Consider the following 16,635-nt stretch of genomic DNA (forward strand, 5'->3'; position numbering starts at 1 on the left):
ACCGAGCGAATCATCCTGCGGTGGAGGATGATCGGAAGGATGAGGTTCGATGTCGCGTTTCTGCAATACGCCGGCTCGGGTCCGATGCGGCACGAGGAGCGGCTACTCTCCGAAGGCCTGGCGCGGCGCGGCATCCCCATCCGCTACTACAGCTGGAAGCGGATCCACCATCGGCAGTTGCCACTGGGGCCGACCACCTTCATCGCCGGCGACACCGACGCCATGCACGGTGCCATGCGCCAGCTGCGCATTCCGGTGCCCGAACCCGACGACTACCCCGAGGCGCTGCGCGACTATCTCGGGCGCAGGGTGTGGACATCGACCCTGGGCGAGGTCGAGAGCGCGCTCGACACCGGCTCGGCGACACCGGTCTTCGTGAAACCGGCCGACCGCCGCAAGCGCTTCACCGGCACCGTCTGCTACTCCGAACGCGACGCCACCGCGTGGCACAGCACCAGCAGGCGCCGCCGGGTCCGATGTTCGGAGGTGGTGGCCTGGCGCACCGAATACCGCGTCTACGTGATCGACGGCCGCATCGTGACCGTCGACCACTACGACGGCGACCGCGCCGTCACCCTGGACATGTCCGTGGTCGAGTCCGCCGTCGCCGCCTACCACCGGACCGACACCGCGCCGATCGCCTACGGCATCGACTTCGGCGTCCTGGCCGACGGCCGCACCGCCCTGGTCGAAGCGAACGACGGCTACGCCCTCGGCGCCTACGACATCACCGCCGACGACTACACCGAACTCGTCCTCCGCCGCTGGACCGAACTCCTCACCACCTCCGGCGCCTGAGTCCGCGTTCCGCGCGCCGTCCTGGCTTTCCGCGCCTGCCGATTCGACGGGATTACCGTCGACGACGTGCCCGACCTCGAAGAAATCCGACTCGCCCGCCGACCCAGCCCGCAGCCGCGACCGACGTTCGTCCTCGTCCACGGCGCGCACGGCAACGCCGCCGCGTGGTCCGCCCTGCTCCGTGAGCTCGCGCTGCTCGGCCACCGCGCGCTCGCTGTCGACCTGCCCGGACACGGCCTCGACGCCCACTTCCCACTCGCCTACCAGGCGCCACAGGACCTCGACGCGTTGACCGCGCGACCGTCACCGCTGGCCTCGATCACGTTGGAAGACAACGTCACCCATGTCATCGACACGGTGCGGAAGGTCCACGCACACGGTCCCGTGGTGCTGGTGGGCACCAGCGGTGGCGGCGCGACCATCTCCGGTGTCGGGAACGCGGTGCCGGAGCTCCTGACCGGAATCGTCTACCTCTCGGCGTGGTGTTGTGTCGAGTTGCCCAGGGTGTCGCCGAGACGCTGGTCAACTGGCGCTCTGCCGATGCCGCCCAGTTGGCCGCGCTGAAGCAGGGCCTGATGGCCGACGCGACCGACGATCAATTCCGCGCTTGCCTCAACCTGCTCGAACCGGCCGACTCGGCGCGGGTGCTCACCGCCGACAGTCGCGTACGGGCGGCCACCTGGGGCCGGATCCCCCGCACCTACATTCGCCTGTCCCAGGATCGGGCGATCCCGCCGCACATGCAGGACCGGATGATCGCCGAAGCGGATGCCCTGACTCCAGACAACCCGTTCACCGTGCACACGGTCGCGGCCAGTCATCTGGGCGCATGCCTGCACGCGGCGCGGATCGCCGCGATTCTCGACGCTCACACCTCGACTCGGTGACCTGTGTCACGTCCTGTCACAGCGCATGGCCCGGCGGCGTCTCATGCCCGAAGCCCTCGAGTGAAGGAGAGACCGATGAGCGAGAAGATCCAGGTGGTCGTGGTCGGTGGCGGGTACGCGGGTGTGATGGCGGCCAATCGGCTGACCCAATGTGACGATGTGGCGGTGACGGTGGTCAATCCGCGGGCGCGGTTCGTCGAGCGGATTCGGCTGCATCAGCTGGTGGGCGGGACCGATGACGCGGTGGCCGAGTACGGCGATGTGCTGGCGGCCGGGGTGCGGCTGGTGGTCGACACGGTGACCGGGATCGACGCGGCCGGGCGCACCGTCGCGCTGGGCGGCGGCGACACGATCGGCTACGACTACCTGATCTACGCGGTGGGCAGCGGTAGTGCGGCGCCGCGGGTGCCGGGTGCGGCCGAATTCGCCTATCCCATCGCGAGTCTGGAGGAGGCGCAGCGGCTGGGCCCGGTGCTCGACGCCGCGGCGGCGACGGCCGCGGTGACGGTGGTCGGCGCGGGGCCGACCGGGATCGAGACCGCCGCCGAACTGGCGGAACAGGGTCGCGCCGTGTCGCTCGTCTGCGGCGACGTGCTCGGCCCGTACCTGCATGCCCGCGGCAGGCGCGCGGTCACCAAGCGGCTGACCGCCCTCGGCGTGACGATCTTGGACGGCCCCGATGCGAAGGTTGTCGAGGTGACCGCGGAGTCCGTGCGGCTCAGCGGCGGTCATGTCCTGCGCAGCGCCGTCACCATCTGGACCGCCGGTTTCGGCGTCCCCGATCTGGCCACCCGCAGCGGCCTGCGCACCGACGCCGTCGGCCGCCTGCTCACCGACGAGACCCTGACCAGCATCGACGACGACCGGATCGTCGCCGCGGGCGATTCGGCGGCACCGTCGAACCTGCCGTTCCGGATGAGCTGCCAGGCCGCGGGCCCACTGGGCGCGCACGCCGCCGACACGATCCTGCACCGGATCGCCGACGAGCGTCCCACCCCGATCGATCTGGGCTTCGCCGGTCAGTGCATCAGTCTCGGCCGCCACGCGGGCGTCTTCCAGTTCGCCGACAAGGACGACGCCGCCAAGTGGTTCCACCTCGGCGGCCGCCCCGGCGCGAAGGTGAAGGAGTTCGTGTGCGGCCACACCATCAAGCAGCTGGCGACCGAGGCGCGCAAGCCGGGCACGCACACCTGGGCCAAGGGCGACCAGCGCGCGCAACTGTTGCGGGACCGGACCGACACCGACCCGGCGGCCGCGACCGCCGGGCGCCGGTGACCGATCGGCCCCGACGACCGCGGCAAGTCATCGGGGCCACCGGCTCGGGCGCACGCTGCCGAACAGCAGTGAAAAGGACGGCGCTACTCAGGCATTCGGCGTCGCGGTGATGCTCCAGAAGTCGGCGTAGCGACCACCCAGCTCCAAGAGCTCACGATGGGTGCCCTCCTCGACGATGCGCCCCCGGTCGACGAAGACGACGCGGTCGGCCGTCGCCACGGTCCGCATCCGGTGCGCCACCAGCACGACGGTGCGCCCCGCCATCAACCGCTCGATGCCCTGGTGCACGGCGGCCTCGTTCACGGGGTCGAGGGCGGAGGTGACTTCGTCCAGCAGGACGATGGGCGCGTCCTTCAGCAGCGCACGGGCGATCGAAACCCGTTGCCGCTCACCGCCGGAGAGCAGCGCGCCGCCCTCGCCCACGTCGGCGGACCAGCCGCCGGGCAGTCGCTCGATCACCTCGTCCAGGCCGGCGGCCGTCGCGGCGGCGCGGACCTCGGCGTCGGTGGCGTCGGGGCGGCCGAGCCGGATGTTGTCCTCGATGGTGCCGTCGAAGAGATAGACGTGCTGGAAGACGATGGCGATGCGCGACATCAGGGTCGTGGTGTCGATCTCGCGCACGTCGACGCCGCCGATCCGGACGGCGCCCGCGCCCACGTCGTGGAAACGCGCGAGCAGCTGGAGCAGGGTGCTCTTGCCCGCGCCAGAGGGACCGACGATCGCGAACCGCTGTCCCGAGGGCACGATCAGTGACAGGTCGTCGACGACGGGTCGGTCGCCGTGCGCGAAGCCGACGGCGTCGAACTCGAGGTCGTGCCGGTCCGGTGCGATCGGGTGGTCGGGTTCGGGCAGCGGTGCCAGCTGGAGCAGGTCGTCCAGGCGGGTCAGTTGTGCTCGCGCACTGCGCAATCGGCCGCCGATCTCGGCCAGCGACAGCAGCGGTTCGGCGCAGCGGGCCGCCAGGACGAGGATCGCCAGCAGTTCGGCCGCGCCGACCCGCCCACCCAGCGCGAGGTAGGCGCCGAGGGCGAGCAGCACGGTGAACCCGACCTGCACGGCCAGCGTCAGGCCGACGATGCCGGGCAGGGCCGACAGCGCCGATCGGCGAGCGGCGCGCTGAAGTCCGCGCAGGGCGTCGTCGAGCAGGCCGAAACGCTCGGTGGTGCGGCCACCGGCGCGCAGCACCGGCTGGGCCTGCAGGTACTCGATGACCCGGCCGGCGGCCTGGTGATCGCGGTCGTGGCGATCGGCGTCGGCGGCGGCCATCGCCCGGCCCGTCCAGCCCTGGATCGCGCCCACCAGCGGAACGGCGACCAGCGCCGCCAGCCCCAGCTGCCAGTTGAACGCGAGCAGCACGACCACGATCGTCAGCGGCGTCACCACCGCGCCGACGAACGGCGCGAGCAGGTGCGCGATCACGCTCATCGCCTCCAGCACACCGCGACTCGCGAGCACCGACACCTCGCCGACCCGGTCGGGTCCGTACCAGCCGAGCGGCAGCCTGGCGAGGTGATCACCGAGCCGGTGATAGGTCCCGCGCAGCAGGGTGGTGCCCGCGCGGAAACCGGCCAGGTCGCTGAGATAGCGCAGGGCGCCGTAGAGGGCGACCGCGATCCCGAACGCGAGCAGCCACGGCTCGGCGCCGTTCGGGTCGGCCCCGAACAATTCTCGGAGCACCGGCACGAGCAGGGCGTAGGACAGGCCTTCGAGGACCGCCGTGGCCGTCATCAGCGCGACGGTGCGGCGCACCGGTCCGGCGTACTGATGTCCGAGCACGCGCAACAGGGTCCGGATCATGATTCGTCTCCTCCGTGGGATCGCCGGAACGCGGCGACGGTGCTGTGGCCCGCCAGGAGCCGCGCGGGCGCGCCGCGCTCGACGATCACGCCGTCTTCCAACACGACGACGGTGTCGGCGTCGGCGATGGTCTCCGGCCGGTGCGCGATGACCAGGATCGTGCGGTTCTTCCGCAGGCTCGACAGCGCTTGCCGCACAGCCTGTTCGGTCCGCGGGTCCGCGAAGGCGGTGGCTTCGTCGAGCACCAGGATCGGGGTGTCGGCCAGCAGGGCGCGGGCCAGGGCGAGGCGTTGCGCCTCACCACCGGACAGCCCGGCCTCCACGCCGAGCACGGTGTCGTATCCGCGCGGGAGTTCGGTGATCCGGTCGTGGATACCGGCCAGCCGGGCCGCGCGGACCACCCGCTCGTGGTCGGCGTCCGGGACGGCCAGCGCGATATTGTCGGCCACCGACGCGCGCAGCAATCGCACGTCCTGGAAGACGAACGACACCTCGCGATAGAGCCGGTCGCTGCCGATCTCGCGCAGGTCGACGCCGCCGAGCGTGATCGCGCCGCCGGTGGGGTCGAAGAACCTCGGAAGCAGCTGCACGAGAGTGGATTTGCCGCTGCCCGACGGTCCGACGAGGGCGGTGACCGTGCCCGGTTCGAGGACCAGATCGATCCCGCGCAGCACCTCGCGCTCGGCGTCGTAGCCGAACCGGACGCCGCGCAGTTCCACGCGATGCCCGCGCGGCGCGATCGGTTCGACCGGCTCGGGCAGCGGTGCGACGTCGAGGACGTCTGTGATCCGGCCCACCGCGCGGCCCGCCGCTTGTAGATCGTCGAAGCCGTGGCCCAGGGCCGCGACCGGGGCGGTCAGCCCGAGGCCGAGCAGCAGGAACGGCAGGAGATCGACGGGGGCCAGCCCGCCCCTCGTGATCAGCCAGGCGCCGCCCACCAGGACGACCAGCAGCACGAACGGCGGCGACAGCGCCAGCTGCATCCCGGCGGCGATCGGCGAGATCCCGCGCGCCCAGCGCAGGAAGGTGTCGGCGAAATCGTCCACCGCCGAGCGGAATCGGCGGTGCGCGCGGTCGCCGCCACCGAACGCCTTGACCTCGGCGATGCCCTGCACGAACTCCACGACCGCATCGGCGATCCGGCTCATCGCCGCGTCGAACTCGGTCTGCTCGCGCTGTCTGACCGGCGTCATCATGAGCGGGACCAGCGCGATCGCCAGCAGCACCGGGATCAGCGTGATCAGGGTCAGCCGCCAGTCGACGGTCACCAGATAGACCAGCGACACCAGCGGCACCACGAACGCCGACACCAATTCGCCGGGCGCGTGAGCGAGGAACGGATGCACCGCGCTCACATCCTCGCCGACCACCTTGGCCAGCTCGCCGGTGCCGCGCCGGGAGAACCACCCGATCGGCACCCGCCCCAGATGGGCGGCCAGCTGCCGCCGCAACGACAGCTGCACCGCGCCGTCGACGAGGTGCCCGAGCCCGGCGGACGCGGCGGTGAACACCAGCCGGACGAACAGTCCCGCCGCCCCGAGGACGACCACGAGCCACACATGACCGCGATCGATCGGCCCCGACGACAGCAGGGTGCGCCCCAGTTCGACCACGGCCAGCAGCGGGGCCAGGCCCGCGACGGCGCCGATGATCTGCAGGACGATCACGGCCGCGAATCCCCCGAGATGCGGGCGCAGCAGCGCGGTGAGGCTCGGCCCCGCGGGTCCGGCGTCCGGTGGCGCGGCGGAAGTCTCCGCTACCTCGACGAGGTCGGTGGTGGTCATCGGTTTCCCCTTCTCCTCGCGTGACCGCGGCATCGGCACTGGTCGGCGACCTGACGCCGAGCCTCGCGTCGTTCGAGAAAGTCACTGTCTCTAGCGAGTGACTGTAGGTAAGCCAATTCAGACAGTCAATGTCTGTAGCGAGTTACTTTCTGTAACGAGTGGCTCTTGCTAATCTGCTCGCATGACCGGACTTCGCGAGCGGTGGCGGCTCAAGGCCATGCACACCATCCAGGAACGCGCCCTGGATCTCTTCGACGAGAAGGGGTTCGGCGCGGTCACGATCGAGGAGATCGCGGCCGCCGCCGAGGTGTCACCGTCGACGGTCTATCGCCTGTTCGGCACGAAGGAAGGCATCATCGTCGCCGACGAGTTCGACACCATGAGCGAGGCGGAGATCGCCGCCATGGTCGACCCCCACGATCCCGTCGAGAGCCTGCTGCGCTCGGTCCGCGCCGACGAATCCGCCCCCGCCGGTGACGAATCCGCCCCGGCCGACCAGGGCCCGTGGCGCCGGGTCCGCTACCACTTCACCGAGCCCTCGGTCCGGATGGCCGCCTGCGCGTCGGCCGACCGCACCAGCCGGCGGCTGCTGCCCCTGATCGCGTCGACCGGCAAGTTCACCGAAACCCAGGCCCGAGTCGCCACCAATGCCCTGACCTTCGGCTATTTCGCCGCCCTCGAACAGTGGTACCTCGACGGCGGCGAACGGCCCATCGCCGACTACGTCGAGGAGGGCCTGCGCCCCTTGCGCGCGCTCTGGCCGTCCGACGACCGACTCGCCTGAATCCAGAACTCCGCCACCGCCCGGACGAACTCGTCCGGGCGCTCGAGCGGGAGGAGGTAGGCGGCGCCGTCGATGACGGCCGCCGACCCCGCCGCCAGGGTCGCCGCGGCGGCCCGCGCCTGCTCGCCCGTCCAGTCGGAATGCTCGCTGCCGGTGAGGAACAGCGTCGGCGCGTGAATCGCGGACAGTACCGGGGTGAGGTCGCGGCGCCGCAGCGAGATCGAGACGATCGCGTTCGCCATCGCCCGCCGGTCCGCCGCCCGGAATTCCTCGCCCACCATCGCGACGGCATCGGGATCGCTCGCCGCCGTGCGCGGCGAGAGCAGGACCTGGCTCAGGATGTCGACCAGGAACCGGGCCGGGCCGAGCACGCGGTAGAGCGCGAGCAGCAGTCGCGTCCGCTGACGCCCCTTCCACGTGTACGCGCGGACCGGCGTGCCCGCGGTGACGAGCGTGCGCACGAGGTCGGGGTGCTGGGCGGCCAGCAGGATGCCCACGTGACCTCCCCAGGCGTTCCCGATCCAGTCGACGGCCCCCTCGATGCCGAGCCGCCCGAGCACCTGGCGCGCGGCCTCGGCGCACTCCGCCATCGTGTAGCGGCGGCCGGGATCGCCGCTGGCCCCGTGCCCGGGACCGGTCACGAGAACGAGCCGCCGCTCGCGCGCCAGCGAGGGTTCGACCCGCGCCCAGCTGCGGCTGTCGACGAAGAGGCTATGCCAGAGGACGGCGGTCGGGAGCGTGCCGTCCCGGCCCGTGTCGCGTACGACCAGCGGGCCGACGATTGTCTCGATGATCTGCTCGGACATCGCTGCCATCCCTTCGATTGACACTGTCAACCTGGGATCAGTATCGTCCCCTGGATTGACACTGTCAACCATGGCGGGAGGTGCTCGTGCCTGCGAAGACGACGCTGCGCGACCGGCTCATCGCGGCCGCGCTCGAGCTGCTCCGCGACGAACCCGCGGAGACCTTGAGCATCCGCAAGGTGGCACACGCGCTGGGCACGAGCCACCAGGCTCCGTACGTGCATTTCGGCGATCGTCGCCGCTTTCTCGCGGCCGTCGCGGGTGCGGGACTCGCGGACGCCGCGGCCGACGCGGAAGTCGCCGTCACCGCCGCGGGCGCCGACCCCGAGGACCGGTTACGCGCGCTGGTGCGCTCCTACGTCCACTTCGTCGATACACGGCCCCACGTGCACGCGCTCGCGTTCGGCCCCCTCGTCGCCATGAACGACGACCCCGCCCTGCAAGCCGCCGCGACCCGCTACTGGACCGTGCTGTCCTCCACCGTCGCCGCCAACCAGCCGGCCGGAGTGGATGACGCCGACGTCGCCCGGCGCACCGCGATGGTCTGGGGAACCGTGCACGGCATCGCCGGGCTGGCCGCGGCGGGCAAGATCCCGAGCGGTGTGCCCGCCGATCGAATCACCCTGTTGGACAGCGCCGTTCACGCGATGCTGGCGGGCTGGCGCTCCGGAGAGCGCTAGTCGAGAACACCCCGGAGGACGCGGGCGAAAGCCTCCGGCTGCCCCGGGTAGCCGGACTCTTCACCGGCGAACCCGCCGTGATGGCTGGGGAACACGATCGGCTTGTCCCCGAGCTGCTCCGCGATCGCCGACGAGGTGCGCTCGGTGACCGTGCCCGCCGACTCCTCGCCGTAGCCGAGGACGATCCGGGTGGGTGCCGCGGTGAGAGCGGCGATGTCGGCGCGGTAGTCGAGGACCGGCTTGGACCGCTCCGCCAGCAGCGGGTGGTCGCGCACGCCGTCGTCCTCGACCGGCAGGCCGAACATCGCGGGATCCACGGCGGGCGCGGCGAAATAGCCGTCGGTGAATTCGCCCTGCCAGGACGTCATCGCGATGAACGTGGCCATGCCCGCGCCGAAGCCCTTCGCCGCGTAGGCGTCGCGATACCCGGCCGCCGCGCGCTGGGCCGCCGCCGCGTCGGGGAGCGCGGACAGCAACGGCGGTTCGTGCGCGACCAGGGTGATCACGTCCTCGGGATGGGCGGCCACGAGCGCGAACGCGACGATGGCTCCACCACTGCTGGCGAACAGCTCGACCGGACCCGCACCGAGGGCCTCGATGACGGCGTGCACGTCCTCGGCATGCACCGCGGGGACGTTGTCGACCTCACCGTCGGTGCGGACGCTGCGCCCGAGTCCGCGCGGGTCGTAGGTGACGACCGTGCGATCGGGGAAATGCGCGGCGAGCGCGGTGAACCCAGCGGCGTCCATCGGGAGTCCGGTCATGAGCAGCGGCGGCCGCCCGTCGGCGGTCGGGAGCGGGCCATGGACGTCGTAGGTGAGAGTCGCACCGGAGGTTTCGAGCTCGTGTGTCGTCATGCTGGTACTGACGTGTCGGCAGGCGAGAACTCATCGGCGGGTTCCGGCGACATCGGATCGGGTCCGGCGATCACGACGGCCGCGAACAGGTCAGAATGACGACAGGGCGTCGCCCATCCGGTGCATCATCAGGATGCCGATAGCGACCCCGCCTCCGAGCATCACGACGAAGCCCACGGAAAGCCGGAACGCCACGGGGGCGAGCCACGATCGAACGCCCGCCCTGCGGGCCATCGCCAGACCGGCGCCCGACAATGCCACCGCGACCGCCGCGGGCACCGTGAAACTCCCGAGCGTGATGGCGGGGGACGGCAGGTCCACCGAAGGCTGATCCAGCACCCAGACGAAGGCGACCAGCGCGACAGCCAGGAATCCGATCGCGGTGCCGCCCAACCGATCAGCCAGCCTGGCGTGGTCGCGGGATGCCGCGGAGGTGCTCACCCTCTCAGTGAACCCGATGTCGTCCTCAAGCGGCAATACATCCGCTGGCCGGAGGGGCGAACGGGGTTACCCGTCCAGCCGGATCCGAATGCCCGCCATGCGCTCGGGCCCTCCGCGCAGCGCACTACCCAGCAGCCCGACCCGCGCGGCAAGTCCGTACTTGCGCTTCATCAGACCGGGGAAGTGCGCACTCGCGTCCGGCGCCAGCACCTCGGCGAATCCGGGCACCGAGGGGCCCAGCGGCCTGCCGCGCCAGTCGCAGGCGGCGACCGTCACCCGGCCACCGTTGCGAATCCGCTTCACCTTTCCGGTGTCCGCAGCGCTCCACACCGCCAGCGACCGACCGTCGCGCATCACCCAGACCGGGGTGGGGACTGCTCGCCCGTCCCGGCGGAACGTGGTGAGGAGCAGATACTTGCCGGCCGCCAACTCGCTCAGCACCGTGTCGATGTGTTCCATGGAGAAAGACTAACCAGTTAGTTATATTCGTGGTCGTCGGAGCCGCTCGACGGTGCGCACGAGGCAGTCGGAAGGAAACCCGGATGGGGCGATTCGTTTGGACCCTGCTCGCGGGCTTCGCGCTCGGCACCCCCGCGGTCCCCCTCGGCCTCTCGCTCTCCCTGCCCGGCCCGATCACGCTGGTCGCGGTGTTGCTGGGGGCGGCGTGCGGTGTCGTCTTCGCGGTGTTCGTCATGGAACGCGTTCGACTGCGCTGGCAGTCCTGGCGGGCGCGCCGGAATCCCGCTGCGGTATCAGCCGGTTCGGCGAACGGCGAAAGCGTTGTCGGCGGCGCGGCGCCCGCCGCTCGCCTCTCGGGCAGCGCGGGGCGACGGGCACGGCGCGTCCTCGACCGGTATGGCGTCATCGGCTTCGGTATCGCGGGACCCGCCCTCTTCGGCACCTGGGGCTCAGCCCTGCTCGGAGCCGCGCTGGGCATCCCCCGCTGGCGGCTGATCCGGTGGCTGACGACCGGGATCGCCCTGTGGTGCACCGTGCTGCTGTTCGCCTCGGACGCGGCGTTCGCCGTCTTCGGGATCGGCTGACACAACGGGGTTGGCACAGGCAACTAACCAGTTAGTCCGAATTACGATGGCCGATATGTCCCGCGCCGACGCCACCAAGGCCCGCATCCTCCAGGCCGCCACCGACGAGTTCGCCACCTATGGCATCGCCGGAGCCCGGGTGGACCGGATCGCCAAGGCGGCGGCAGCCAACAAGAACCTCATCTACGTCTACTTCTGCAACAAGGAGCAACTCTTCGACGCGGTCCTCGACGCCAATGTCACCCACGGCCTCGACTCGGTCCCCTTCACCCCCGACGACCTCCCCGAATACGCGGGACAGATCTTCGACTACTGCCAGCAGCACCCCGAGGTCATCCGCCTGGCCACCTGGCACCGCCTGGAGCGCGGCGACCAGGACCCGGCAGGCATGTCACCGGCGCGCGAGGCCAAGCTGGCGGCACTCACCTCAGCACGAAAGAACAGCGGCCCAGGCTCCGACTTCTCCCCCACCGCGCTACTGACCTTCGTCCTGAGCCTCGCCCTGGCCTGGACCCCGAGCAACGTCGCGAACATGGCCACCTCCCCGACCGAGAGCACCGCCGACCGCCGCCGCGCGATCGTCGACGCCGTGCGCCACCTGCTGTAGGCACGCGCAGGGCAACCGAGGCAGCGTGCCGGGCGAGGTCGAGAGCAAGGCCCAGAAATCGACCACGTCGTCGAGCTTCGGGCGTCGCAGCGGAAGATGTTGGCCGATAAGGAAATTCAGCGGTGTCGGCGGGGTGCTCGATGTCGCCCCGTGGCACCACGGGCAGGTCGACAATCCATTGGTCCAGATGCACTGCGCCGATCGACCCGGCGGCAGTTTGCTGAGATATCCGCTGGTCAGAGGGAAAGTGGGGCGGGTGGGGCTCGAACCCACGACCAGCGGATTATGAGTCCGCGGCTCTAACCGACTGAGCTACCGCCCCTGGCCGCGGGTGTCCGCGGGCGAGTCGCATGGTACCCGGTGGGTACGACGTTGACCACTCGGCGAGCCGGGTGGCGGGGGTCGGCGGGGCGGGCGAGGATGGGGGTATGGCCGATCTTTTCGTGCGGGTACTGCGGGGGCATCAGTGGGTGCACGAGCACAGCGGTGGACTGGTGGGGCACCGGTTGCTGTTCGGGAATCCGACGCTGTTGCTGCGGACGGTCGGGCGCAAGAGCGGGCAGGCGCGCACGTCGGCGTTGACCTACGCGAAGGACGGGAATGAATTTCTGGTGACCGCGTCGAACGGTGGGTCGCCGCGGCCGCCGGGGTGGCTGGCGAATGTGAAAGCGCGACCGGACTGCGAGATCCAGGTGGGGACGCGCACGATCGCGGTGACCGCGCGGGCGACCTACCCGGACGATCCCGACTACGCCCGGCGCTGGGAACTGGTGAACGCAGTCAACGGCGACCGGTACCGCGGCTATCAGACGAAGACGCGGCGACCGATCGCCGTGGTGGTGTTGAACCCGAGAACCGAAACCGGCTAAGCCTTTTCGGCCTTCTGCCGCTGCACGCGTGCCCGCTCCTCGCGGTCGCGACGTTCGATCTTGCCCCCGGGGTTGCTCGCTAGCTTGATCACGCCGACAACCAGCAGAAGCACCGCAACTATCACCGCTATAACAATTATTCCCTGCACAGTATGAACTTATAGCGTATTCCGTTGCGGCGCAGACTAAGTTACAATGACGCGCCGATCGTCAAGAGGGTCCGGCCGAGCGCCGATCGGCTCTCGATGACCGCGTGCGCGCGCTCGACTTCCTCGATCGGGAACGTCTGACCGATCACCACCTCCAGCCTGCCTGCGGCGACCTCGGCTTGTGCGCGCCGGGCGATCGAATTCCAGTCGATCTCGCCGGCGACGACATCGAACAAACCGACGACCGTGACCCCGCGAGCGGCGGCCGCATCGGCGTCGACGTGAGCGAAATCACCTGCGGCAGACCCGTATCCGAGGAACGATCCGCTGTCCGCCGCGGCGGTCAGTGCCTGGCCGCCGATCGCGCCACCCGTGCCGTCGAAGACGACATCGGCGCCCCCGCCGGTGATCTCCCGCACCCGCGCTTCCCAGCCGTCGACCGTGTAGTCGACGACCGCGTGCGCGCCGAGCCGCTGGGCGAGGGCGAGTTTGTCGGCACCGCGCGCGGCGGCCACCACCTTGGCGCCCGCCGCCACCGACAGCTGGATGAGCAGGGTGCCGAGTCCGCCGGCGGCCGCGGTGATCAGCACCCACGAATCCGGTGCGACGGCGGCGCTGTCGAAGACGGCGAGCGCGGTGCGGCCGTCGTGGGCGAGGGCGACGGCCTGCTGGGTGCTCAGCCCGTCGGCGATCTCCACCAGTGTCTCGGCCTTGGCCAGGGCGTGTTCGGCGTAGCCGCCGGTGGGGACGCCGCCGCCGACCCCGCTCGCGGCGGTCTGGGTGACGACACGCTTGCCCAGCCAGCCGGGGTCGACCTCGGCGCCCACCGTGGAGACGACGCCGCCGACCGCGCCGCCGGGCACGTACGGCAGGCTCAGCGCGAAGAAGTCGCCGCCCCAGCCGCTGCGCAGCCTGGTATCGAGGAACATCACGTCGGCGACCTCGACGTCGACGACCACCTCGGCCGGACCGGGCTGCGGCACAGGGACTTCCCGCACCTCGAGCACTTCCGGACCGCCGAATTCCTTGACCTGCACCGCACGCATCGCGCCTCCTTCGTGGTATTCACGGACGCGTTCAGCTTGGAACCTGAAGTCGAGTTCAGGTCAAGCGGTGTGCGAGGTGGATCACACGATCACGAACCGCCGCCACAACTCGAACCACCACCGCAGCTGCTGCTGGACCCGCCGCCACAGCTGCTGCTCGAGCCGCCGCTACAGCTACTGCTGCTCGAGCCGCCACCGCACCCGCTGGTGCCGCCTCCCGAGCACCCGGTGCCCGAACCACCGCCGCAGCTCGATCCCGAACCGTGCGGCCCCGGCGACCCGTCGAAGAATCCGTAACTCCCCGCCGACCCGGCCAGCCAGCTCTGGTCGACGAACCCCTGGGGCCCGCGCGGCGGGCTCAGCTTGCGCACCAGCACCACGACCGCCGTGACCAGCACCGCGATACCGACCACCACGAACGCGAGCACGATCAACAGCATGACAACCATGTCTGCAGGCTAACCGCCGGATCCGTCGCTGGCAGCGCCTACGGACGACCACCCAGGGGGCTTACAGTGAATTCGTGGCGCTCTCGTTCCTTCGACGCGGACCGCGACCGATCGACCTCACCGCGGTCGATCGCACGGTCGCCGACCTGCGGTTCCCCGACGCGATCTTCAAGACCTGTCCCTGGCAGCCGCGGGACCTGGTGGAAACCGGTCTGCGCCAATGGTTGCGCTGTTGCGGCGCGGCGATGCGCGACGACCAGGTGATCGGCATGCCCTCGCACGCGGTCGACGAGGCCTGGCACGGCTTCATCCTGTGCACCCAGCAGTACGCGCGATTCTGCGCCGAGGCCTACGGCCGCTTCCTGCACCACTTCCCCGACGGCGCGGGCGACAGCGCGCCCGACCACGGATCGATGCTCGACCAGCTCGGCCGCACCGTGGTGGCCTGGTCGCTGGTGGCGGGCCCGGACGAGCGGTGTGTGCTGTGGGATCTCGACCGGCAGGTCGGCGTGGAGCGGCCGTGGGGCGTGGACGCCCGGCACGTCGCCGCCGTACAGGAGCGACTGCGCCGGGCGTGACCGCGCGTCAGACCAGCTTCATCCGGCGGGCCGCGAAGCGCACCGCGCCGGGCGCGAGGCGGTTGATCCGGTACTGCACCCACGATTCCGGCGTCACCGGCACGATGTCGCGGCCACCGCGCACCGCCTTCACGATCTGCGCCGCGACCTTGTCGGGGGTGTAGCCGCGCCGCTCGTAGAGCTTGTCGAACTTGCGCTGGGTGGCCGCCTCGTCCTCGGCGGAGACACCCGAAATGCGGGTGGTGGCCACGATATTGGTGTGCACGATGCCGGGGCACACGGTCGAGACCGAGATCCCGCGTTCGGCCAGCTCGGCGCGCAGGCAGTCGGAGAACATGAACACCGCCGACTTGCTGGTGGCGTAGGCGGCCATGTCACGCTGCGGGCTGTAGGCGGCCATGCTGGACAGGTTCACGATGTGCCCGCCCAGGCCGCGCTCGGCCATCGCCGCGCCGAAGGCCCGGCAGCCGTTGACCACCCCGCCCAGATTGATCCGCAGGACCCGGTCGAATTCCTCGGACGGGGTGTCGAGGAAGCCGCCCGCCTGGCCGACGCCCGCGTTGTTGATCAGGATGTCGGGCACGCCGTGCGCGGCGATCACGTCGGCGGCGTGTTCGCGCACCGCGGCCTCGTCGGAGACGTCCAGCGGATAGGCGTGCGCGACACCGCCTTCGGTGCCGACGAGCTCGGCGGTCTCCTTGGCGGCGTTCTCGTTCACGTCCGAGAGCACCACCTCGGCGCCGAGCCGGGCGAAGGCCAGCGCGGTCTCGCGGCCGATACCACTGCCGCCACCGGTGATCACCACCAGCTTGTGGTCGAATTCCTTCCGGGTGCGGCCTACTTCGGCGCGCGCGAGGCCGCGCGGCACGTCGCCGCCGGCGAGCGCGTCGATCAGTTCCGTGGTGGCCGTGGCCAGCAGTTCGGGGTGCGAGAACGGCATCCAGTGCCCGGCGGGGACGTCGCGACGCCACAGGCGCGCGGTCCACTTGCGGGAATCGTCGTAGCCCGCGGGGCGCACGGCCACATCGCGACCGGCCACGATCAGCTGTACCGGCACCTCGGTGCGGCGCTCGCGCGGGGACAGCATGCGCTGCACGATGTTCGCGCGGTAGATGAGCAGGCCGTCGACCATGTCGCGGCGGAACGTGGGGCCGAGCACGACATTGCCGGGTGCGGTGTCGTTCATCAGCGCGACGGCGCGCTGCCACACCTTCTCGGTGCCGATCGCGGTGAAGGTGGCGCGCGGCAGCACGGGGGTCATGAAGAACGCGGTGTAGGCCGAGGACAGCGCCTGGGTCACCGGCTGCCAGATGTTGCGCGGGGTCGGCCGGGAGAGGCGGTCGCGCACCCAGGCGGCCAGGTGGTCGAGGTTCGGGCCCGACACCGAGGTGAACGAGGCGATCCGCTCGGTCGCCTGCGGCTCGCACACGGCCTCCCAGACCTGCACCGAACCCCAGTCGTGGGCGAGCACGTGCACCGGACGGTCGGGGCTGACCGCGTCGATGACGGCGTAGAAGTCGCGGGAGAGTTCGTCGAGGCGGAAGTCGGCGGTGCGCTGGGTGCGGGTGGACTCGCCGTGACCGCGGGTGTCGTAGGCGACGACGTGGAAGCGCTGCGCCAGCCGCGGAATCACCTTGTCCCACAGGTGGTGGGTGTCGGGCCAGCCGTGCACGAGCACGACGGTGTCGGCCGCGGGGTCGCCGTATTCGAACACGGCCAGGTCGAACTCTCCGTTGCGGACGGTGCGCCGGTTGGCGGCCTGCGTGGTGTCGACAGACATATCTC

The 16,635-nt window shown here is 70.7% G+C and carries 19 protein-coding genes and 1 tRNA gene; 10 read left to right on the forward strand and 10 right to left on the reverse strand.

Annotated features, from left to right (window positions below):
• Nucleotides 1-39 precede the first annotated feature (39 nt).
• The 4 genes from AB0H54_RS23335 to AB0H54_RS23350 all read left to right on the forward strand — a co-directional run bounded on the left by AB0H54_RS23335 (nucleotide 40) and on the right by AB0H54_RS23350 (nucleotide 2,960).
• Nucleotides 40-798, forward strand: coding sequence for an ATP-grasp domain-containing protein (locus AB0H54_RS23335; RefSeq protein WP_357347796.1), 759 nt, complete (start codon nucleotides 40-42; stop codon nucleotides 796-798).
• 66 nt (nucleotides 799-864) lie between these two features.
• Complete coding sequence (locus AB0H54_RS23340) at nucleotides 865-1,362, forward strand: alpha/beta fold hydrolase (RefSeq protein ID WP_357347798.1); 498 nt, start codon at nucleotides 865-867, stop codon at nucleotides 1,360-1,362.
• A gap of 11 nt (nucleotides 1,363-1,373) precedes the next feature.
• Nucleotides 1,374-1,685 (forward strand): hypothetical protein, encoded by a 312-nt coding sequence (locus AB0H54_RS23345; protein WP_357347800.1) that lies wholly within the window; start codon nucleotides 1,374-1,376, stop codon nucleotides 1,683-1,685.
• Between the two features lie 75 nt (nucleotides 1,686-1,760).
• Nucleotides 1,761-2,960 carry an FAD-dependent oxidoreductase gene (locus AB0H54_RS23350; protein ID WP_357347802.1) on the forward strand — a complete coding sequence of 400 codons (1,200 nt, stop codon included), beginning with the start codon at nucleotides 1,761-1,763 and terminating at the stop codon, nucleotides 2,958-2,960.
• An 87-nt stretch (nucleotides 2,961-3,047) separates the two neighbouring features.
• Here AB0H54_RS23350 and AB0H54_RS23355 read toward each other — a convergent pair whose 3' ends face one another.
• Complete coding sequence (locus tag AB0H54_RS23355; RefSeq protein ID WP_357347804.1) at nucleotides 3,048-4,757, reverse strand: ABC transporter ATP-binding protein; 1,710 nt, start codon at nucleotides 4,755-4,757, stop codon at nucleotides 3,048-3,050.
• Entirely contained in the window at nucleotides 4,754-6,541 is a 1,788-nt protein-coding gene (locus tag AB0H54_RS23360) for an ABC transporter ATP-binding protein (RefSeq protein WP_357347806.1), read from the reverse strand. Before AB0H54_RS23360 ends, AB0H54_RS23355 begins: the two co-directional genes overlap by 4 nt.
• A 181-nt stretch (nucleotides 6,542-6,722) precedes the next feature.
• On the opposite strand from AB0H54_RS23360, the gene AB0H54_RS23365 reads away from it, so the two are divergent.
• A complete protein-coding gene (locus AB0H54_RS23365; protein WP_357347808.1) occupies nucleotides 6,723-7,325 on the forward strand; it encodes a helix-turn-helix domain-containing protein in 603 nt (200 codons plus the stop codon).
• Here AB0H54_RS23365 and AB0H54_RS23370 read toward each other — a convergent pair.
• On the reverse strand, nucleotides 7,262-8,131 hold the full coding sequence (locus AB0H54_RS23370; protein ID WP_357347810.1) for an alpha/beta hydrolase: 870 nt from the start codon (nucleotides 8,129-8,131) through the stop codon (nucleotides 7,262-7,264). The two genes, AB0H54_RS23365 and AB0H54_RS23370, sit on opposite strands and share 64 nt — an antisense overlap.
• A gap of 86 nt (nucleotides 8,132-8,217) precedes the next feature.
• Between AB0H54_RS23370 and AB0H54_RS23375 the strand changes: the two genes are divergently transcribed.
• A complete protein-coding gene (locus AB0H54_RS23375; RefSeq protein WP_357347812.1) occupies nucleotides 8,218-8,811 on the forward strand; it encodes a TetR-like C-terminal domain-containing protein in 594 nt (197 codons plus the stop codon).
• On the opposite strand, the gene AB0H54_RS23380 is transcribed toward AB0H54_RS23375, so the two are convergent.
• The 3 genes from AB0H54_RS23380 to AB0H54_RS23390 form a co-directional block, all read right to left on the reverse strand.
• Nucleotides 8,808-9,668: an alpha/beta hydrolase gene (locus AB0H54_RS23380; protein WP_357347814.1), complete on the reverse strand. Its 861-nt coding sequence runs from the start codon at nucleotides 9,666-9,668 to the stop codon at nucleotides 8,808-8,810. The two genes, AB0H54_RS23375 and AB0H54_RS23380, sit on opposite strands and share 4 nt — an antisense overlap.
• Before the next feature lie 90 nt (nucleotides 9,669-9,758).
• On the reverse strand, nucleotides 9,759-10,109 hold the full coding sequence (locus AB0H54_RS23385; protein ID WP_357347816.1) for a hypothetical protein: 351 nt from the start codon (nucleotides 10,107-10,109) through the stop codon (nucleotides 9,759-9,761).
• A gap of 66 nt (nucleotides 10,110-10,175) precedes the next feature.
• Complete coding sequence (locus AB0H54_RS23390) at nucleotides 10,176-10,568, reverse strand: PPOX class F420-dependent oxidoreductase (protein ID WP_357347818.1); 393 nt, start codon at nucleotides 10,566-10,568, stop codon at nucleotides 10,176-10,178.
• 83 nt (nucleotides 10,569-10,651) lie between these two features.
• Here AB0H54_RS23390 and AB0H54_RS23395 point away from each other — a divergent pair, with 83 nt between their 5' ends.
• Nucleotides 10,652-11,152, forward strand: a complete 501-nt coding sequence (locus AB0H54_RS23395; protein ID WP_357347820.1) for a hypothetical protein — start codon at nucleotides 10,652-10,654, stop codon at nucleotides 11,150-11,152.
• A gap of 55 nt (nucleotides 11,153-11,207) precedes the next feature.
• Complete coding sequence (locus AB0H54_RS23400) at nucleotides 11,208-11,759, forward strand: TetR family transcriptional regulator (protein ID WP_357347822.1); 552 nt, start codon at nucleotides 11,208-11,210, stop codon at nucleotides 11,757-11,759.
• Nucleotides 11,760-12,007: 248 nt separating this feature from the next.
• On the opposite strand, the gene AB0H54_RS23405 is transcribed toward AB0H54_RS23400, so the two are convergent.
• A tRNA-Ile gene (locus AB0H54_RS23405) sits at nucleotides 12,008-12,081 on the reverse strand.
• A 106-nt stretch (nucleotides 12,082-12,187) separates the two neighbouring features.
• Here AB0H54_RS23405 and AB0H54_RS23410 point away from each other — a divergent pair.
• Nucleotides 12,188-12,628: a nitroreductase family deazaflavin-dependent oxidoreductase gene (locus AB0H54_RS23410; RefSeq protein WP_357347824.1), complete on the forward strand. Its 441-nt coding sequence runs from the start codon at nucleotides 12,188-12,190 to the stop codon at nucleotides 12,626-12,628.
• 190 nt (nucleotides 12,629-12,818) lie between these two features.
• Here the strand turns inward: AB0H54_RS23410 and AB0H54_RS23415 are convergent, their stop codons facing one another.
• Both AB0H54_RS23415 and AB0H54_RS23420 read right to left on the reverse strand, forming a co-directional pair.
• The gene (locus tag AB0H54_RS23415) at nucleotides 12,819-13,823 is read right to left on the reverse strand and encodes a zinc-binding dehydrogenase (protein WP_357347826.1); all 1,005 of its coding nucleotides are present in this window, start codon (nucleotides 13,821-13,823) and stop codon (nucleotides 12,819-12,821) included.
• A gap of 89 nt (nucleotides 13,824-13,912) precedes the next feature.
• A complete protein-coding gene (locus tag AB0H54_RS23420) occupies nucleotides 13,913-14,272 on the reverse strand; it encodes a hypothetical protein (RefSeq protein ID WP_357347828.1) in 360 nt (119 codons plus the stop codon).
• A 74-nt stretch (nucleotides 14,273-14,346) separates the two neighbouring features.
• On the opposite strand from AB0H54_RS23420, the gene AB0H54_RS23425 reads away from it, so the two are divergent.
• Nucleotides 14,347-14,850 (forward strand): hypothetical protein, encoded by a 504-nt coding sequence (locus AB0H54_RS23425; RefSeq protein WP_357347830.1) that lies wholly within the window; start codon nucleotides 14,347-14,349, stop codon nucleotides 14,848-14,850.
• Between the two features lie 7 nt (nucleotides 14,851-14,857).
• Here AB0H54_RS23425 and AB0H54_RS23430 read toward each other — a convergent pair whose 3' ends face one another.
• On the reverse strand, nucleotides 14,858-16,630 hold the full coding sequence (locus AB0H54_RS23430; RefSeq protein WP_357347832.1) for an SDR family oxidoreductase: 1,773 nt from the start codon (nucleotides 16,628-16,630) through the stop codon (nucleotides 14,858-14,860).
• Nucleotides 16,631-16,635 lie beyond the last annotated feature (5 nt).

This window comes from Nocardia sp. NPDC050718 (genome assembly GCF_040654235.1).
Taxonomy (GTDB): domain Bacteria; phylum Actinomycetota; class Actinomycetes; order Mycobacteriales; family Mycobacteriaceae; genus Nocardia.

Coding starts and splice junctions, on each gene's coding strand:
- AB0H54_RS23415 (WP_357347826.1), bottom strand. CDS start 13,823: ATGCGTGCGGTGCAGGTCAAGGAATTCGGCGGTCCGGAAGTGCTCGAG.
- AB0H54_RS23430 (WP_357347832.1), bottom strand. CDS start 16,630: ATGTCTGTCGACACCACGCAGGCCGCCAACCGGCGCACCGTCCGCAAC.
- AB0H54_RS23410 (WP_357347824.1), top strand. CDS start 12,188: ATGGCCGATCTTTTCGTGCGGGTACTGCGGGGGCATCAGTGGGTGCAC.
- AB0H54_RS23400 (WP_357347822.1), top strand. CDS start 11,208: ATGTCCCGCGCCGACGCCACCAAGGCCCGCATCCTCCAGGCCGCCACC.
- AB0H54_RS23355 (WP_357347804.1), bottom strand. CDS start 4,757: ATGATCCGGACCCTGTTGCGCGTGCTCGGACATCAGTACGCCGGACCG.
- AB0H54_RS23335 (WP_357347796.1), top strand. CDS start 40: ATGAGGTTCGATGTCGCGTTTCTGCAATACGCCGGCTCGGGTCCGATG.
- AB0H54_RS23370 (WP_357347810.1), bottom strand. CDS start 8,131: ATGTCCGAGCAGATCATCGAGACAATCGTCGGCCCGCTGGTCGTACGC.
- AB0H54_RS23350 (WP_357347802.1), top strand. CDS start 1,761: ATGAGCGAGAAGATCCAGGTGGTCGTGGTCGGTGGCGGGTACGCGGGT.
- AB0H54_RS23365 (WP_357347808.1), top strand. CDS start 6,723: ATGACCGGACTTCGCGAGCGGTGGCGGCTCAAGGCCATGCACACCATC.
- AB0H54_RS23380 (WP_357347814.1), bottom strand. CDS start 9,668: ATGACGACACACGAGCTCGAAACCTCCGGTGCGACTCTCACCTACGAC.
- AB0H54_RS23395 (WP_357347820.1), top strand. CDS start 10,652: ATGGGGCGATTCGTTTGGACCCTGCTCGCGGGCTTCGCGCTCGGCACC.
- AB0H54_RS23345 (WP_357347800.1), top strand. CDS start 1,374: ATGGCCGACGCGACCGACGATCAATTCCGCGCTTGCCTCAACCTGCTC.
- AB0H54_RS23420 (WP_357347828.1), bottom strand. CDS start 14,272: ATGGTTGTCATGCTGTTGATCGTGCTCGCGTTCGTGGTGGTCGGTATC.
- AB0H54_RS23360 (WP_357347806.1), bottom strand. CDS start 6,541: ATGACCACCACCGACCTCGTCGAGGTAGCGGAGACTTCCGCCGCGCCA.
- AB0H54_RS23390 (WP_357347818.1), bottom strand. CDS start 10,568: ATGGAACACATCGACACGGTGCTGAGCGAGTTGGCGGCCGGCAAGTAT.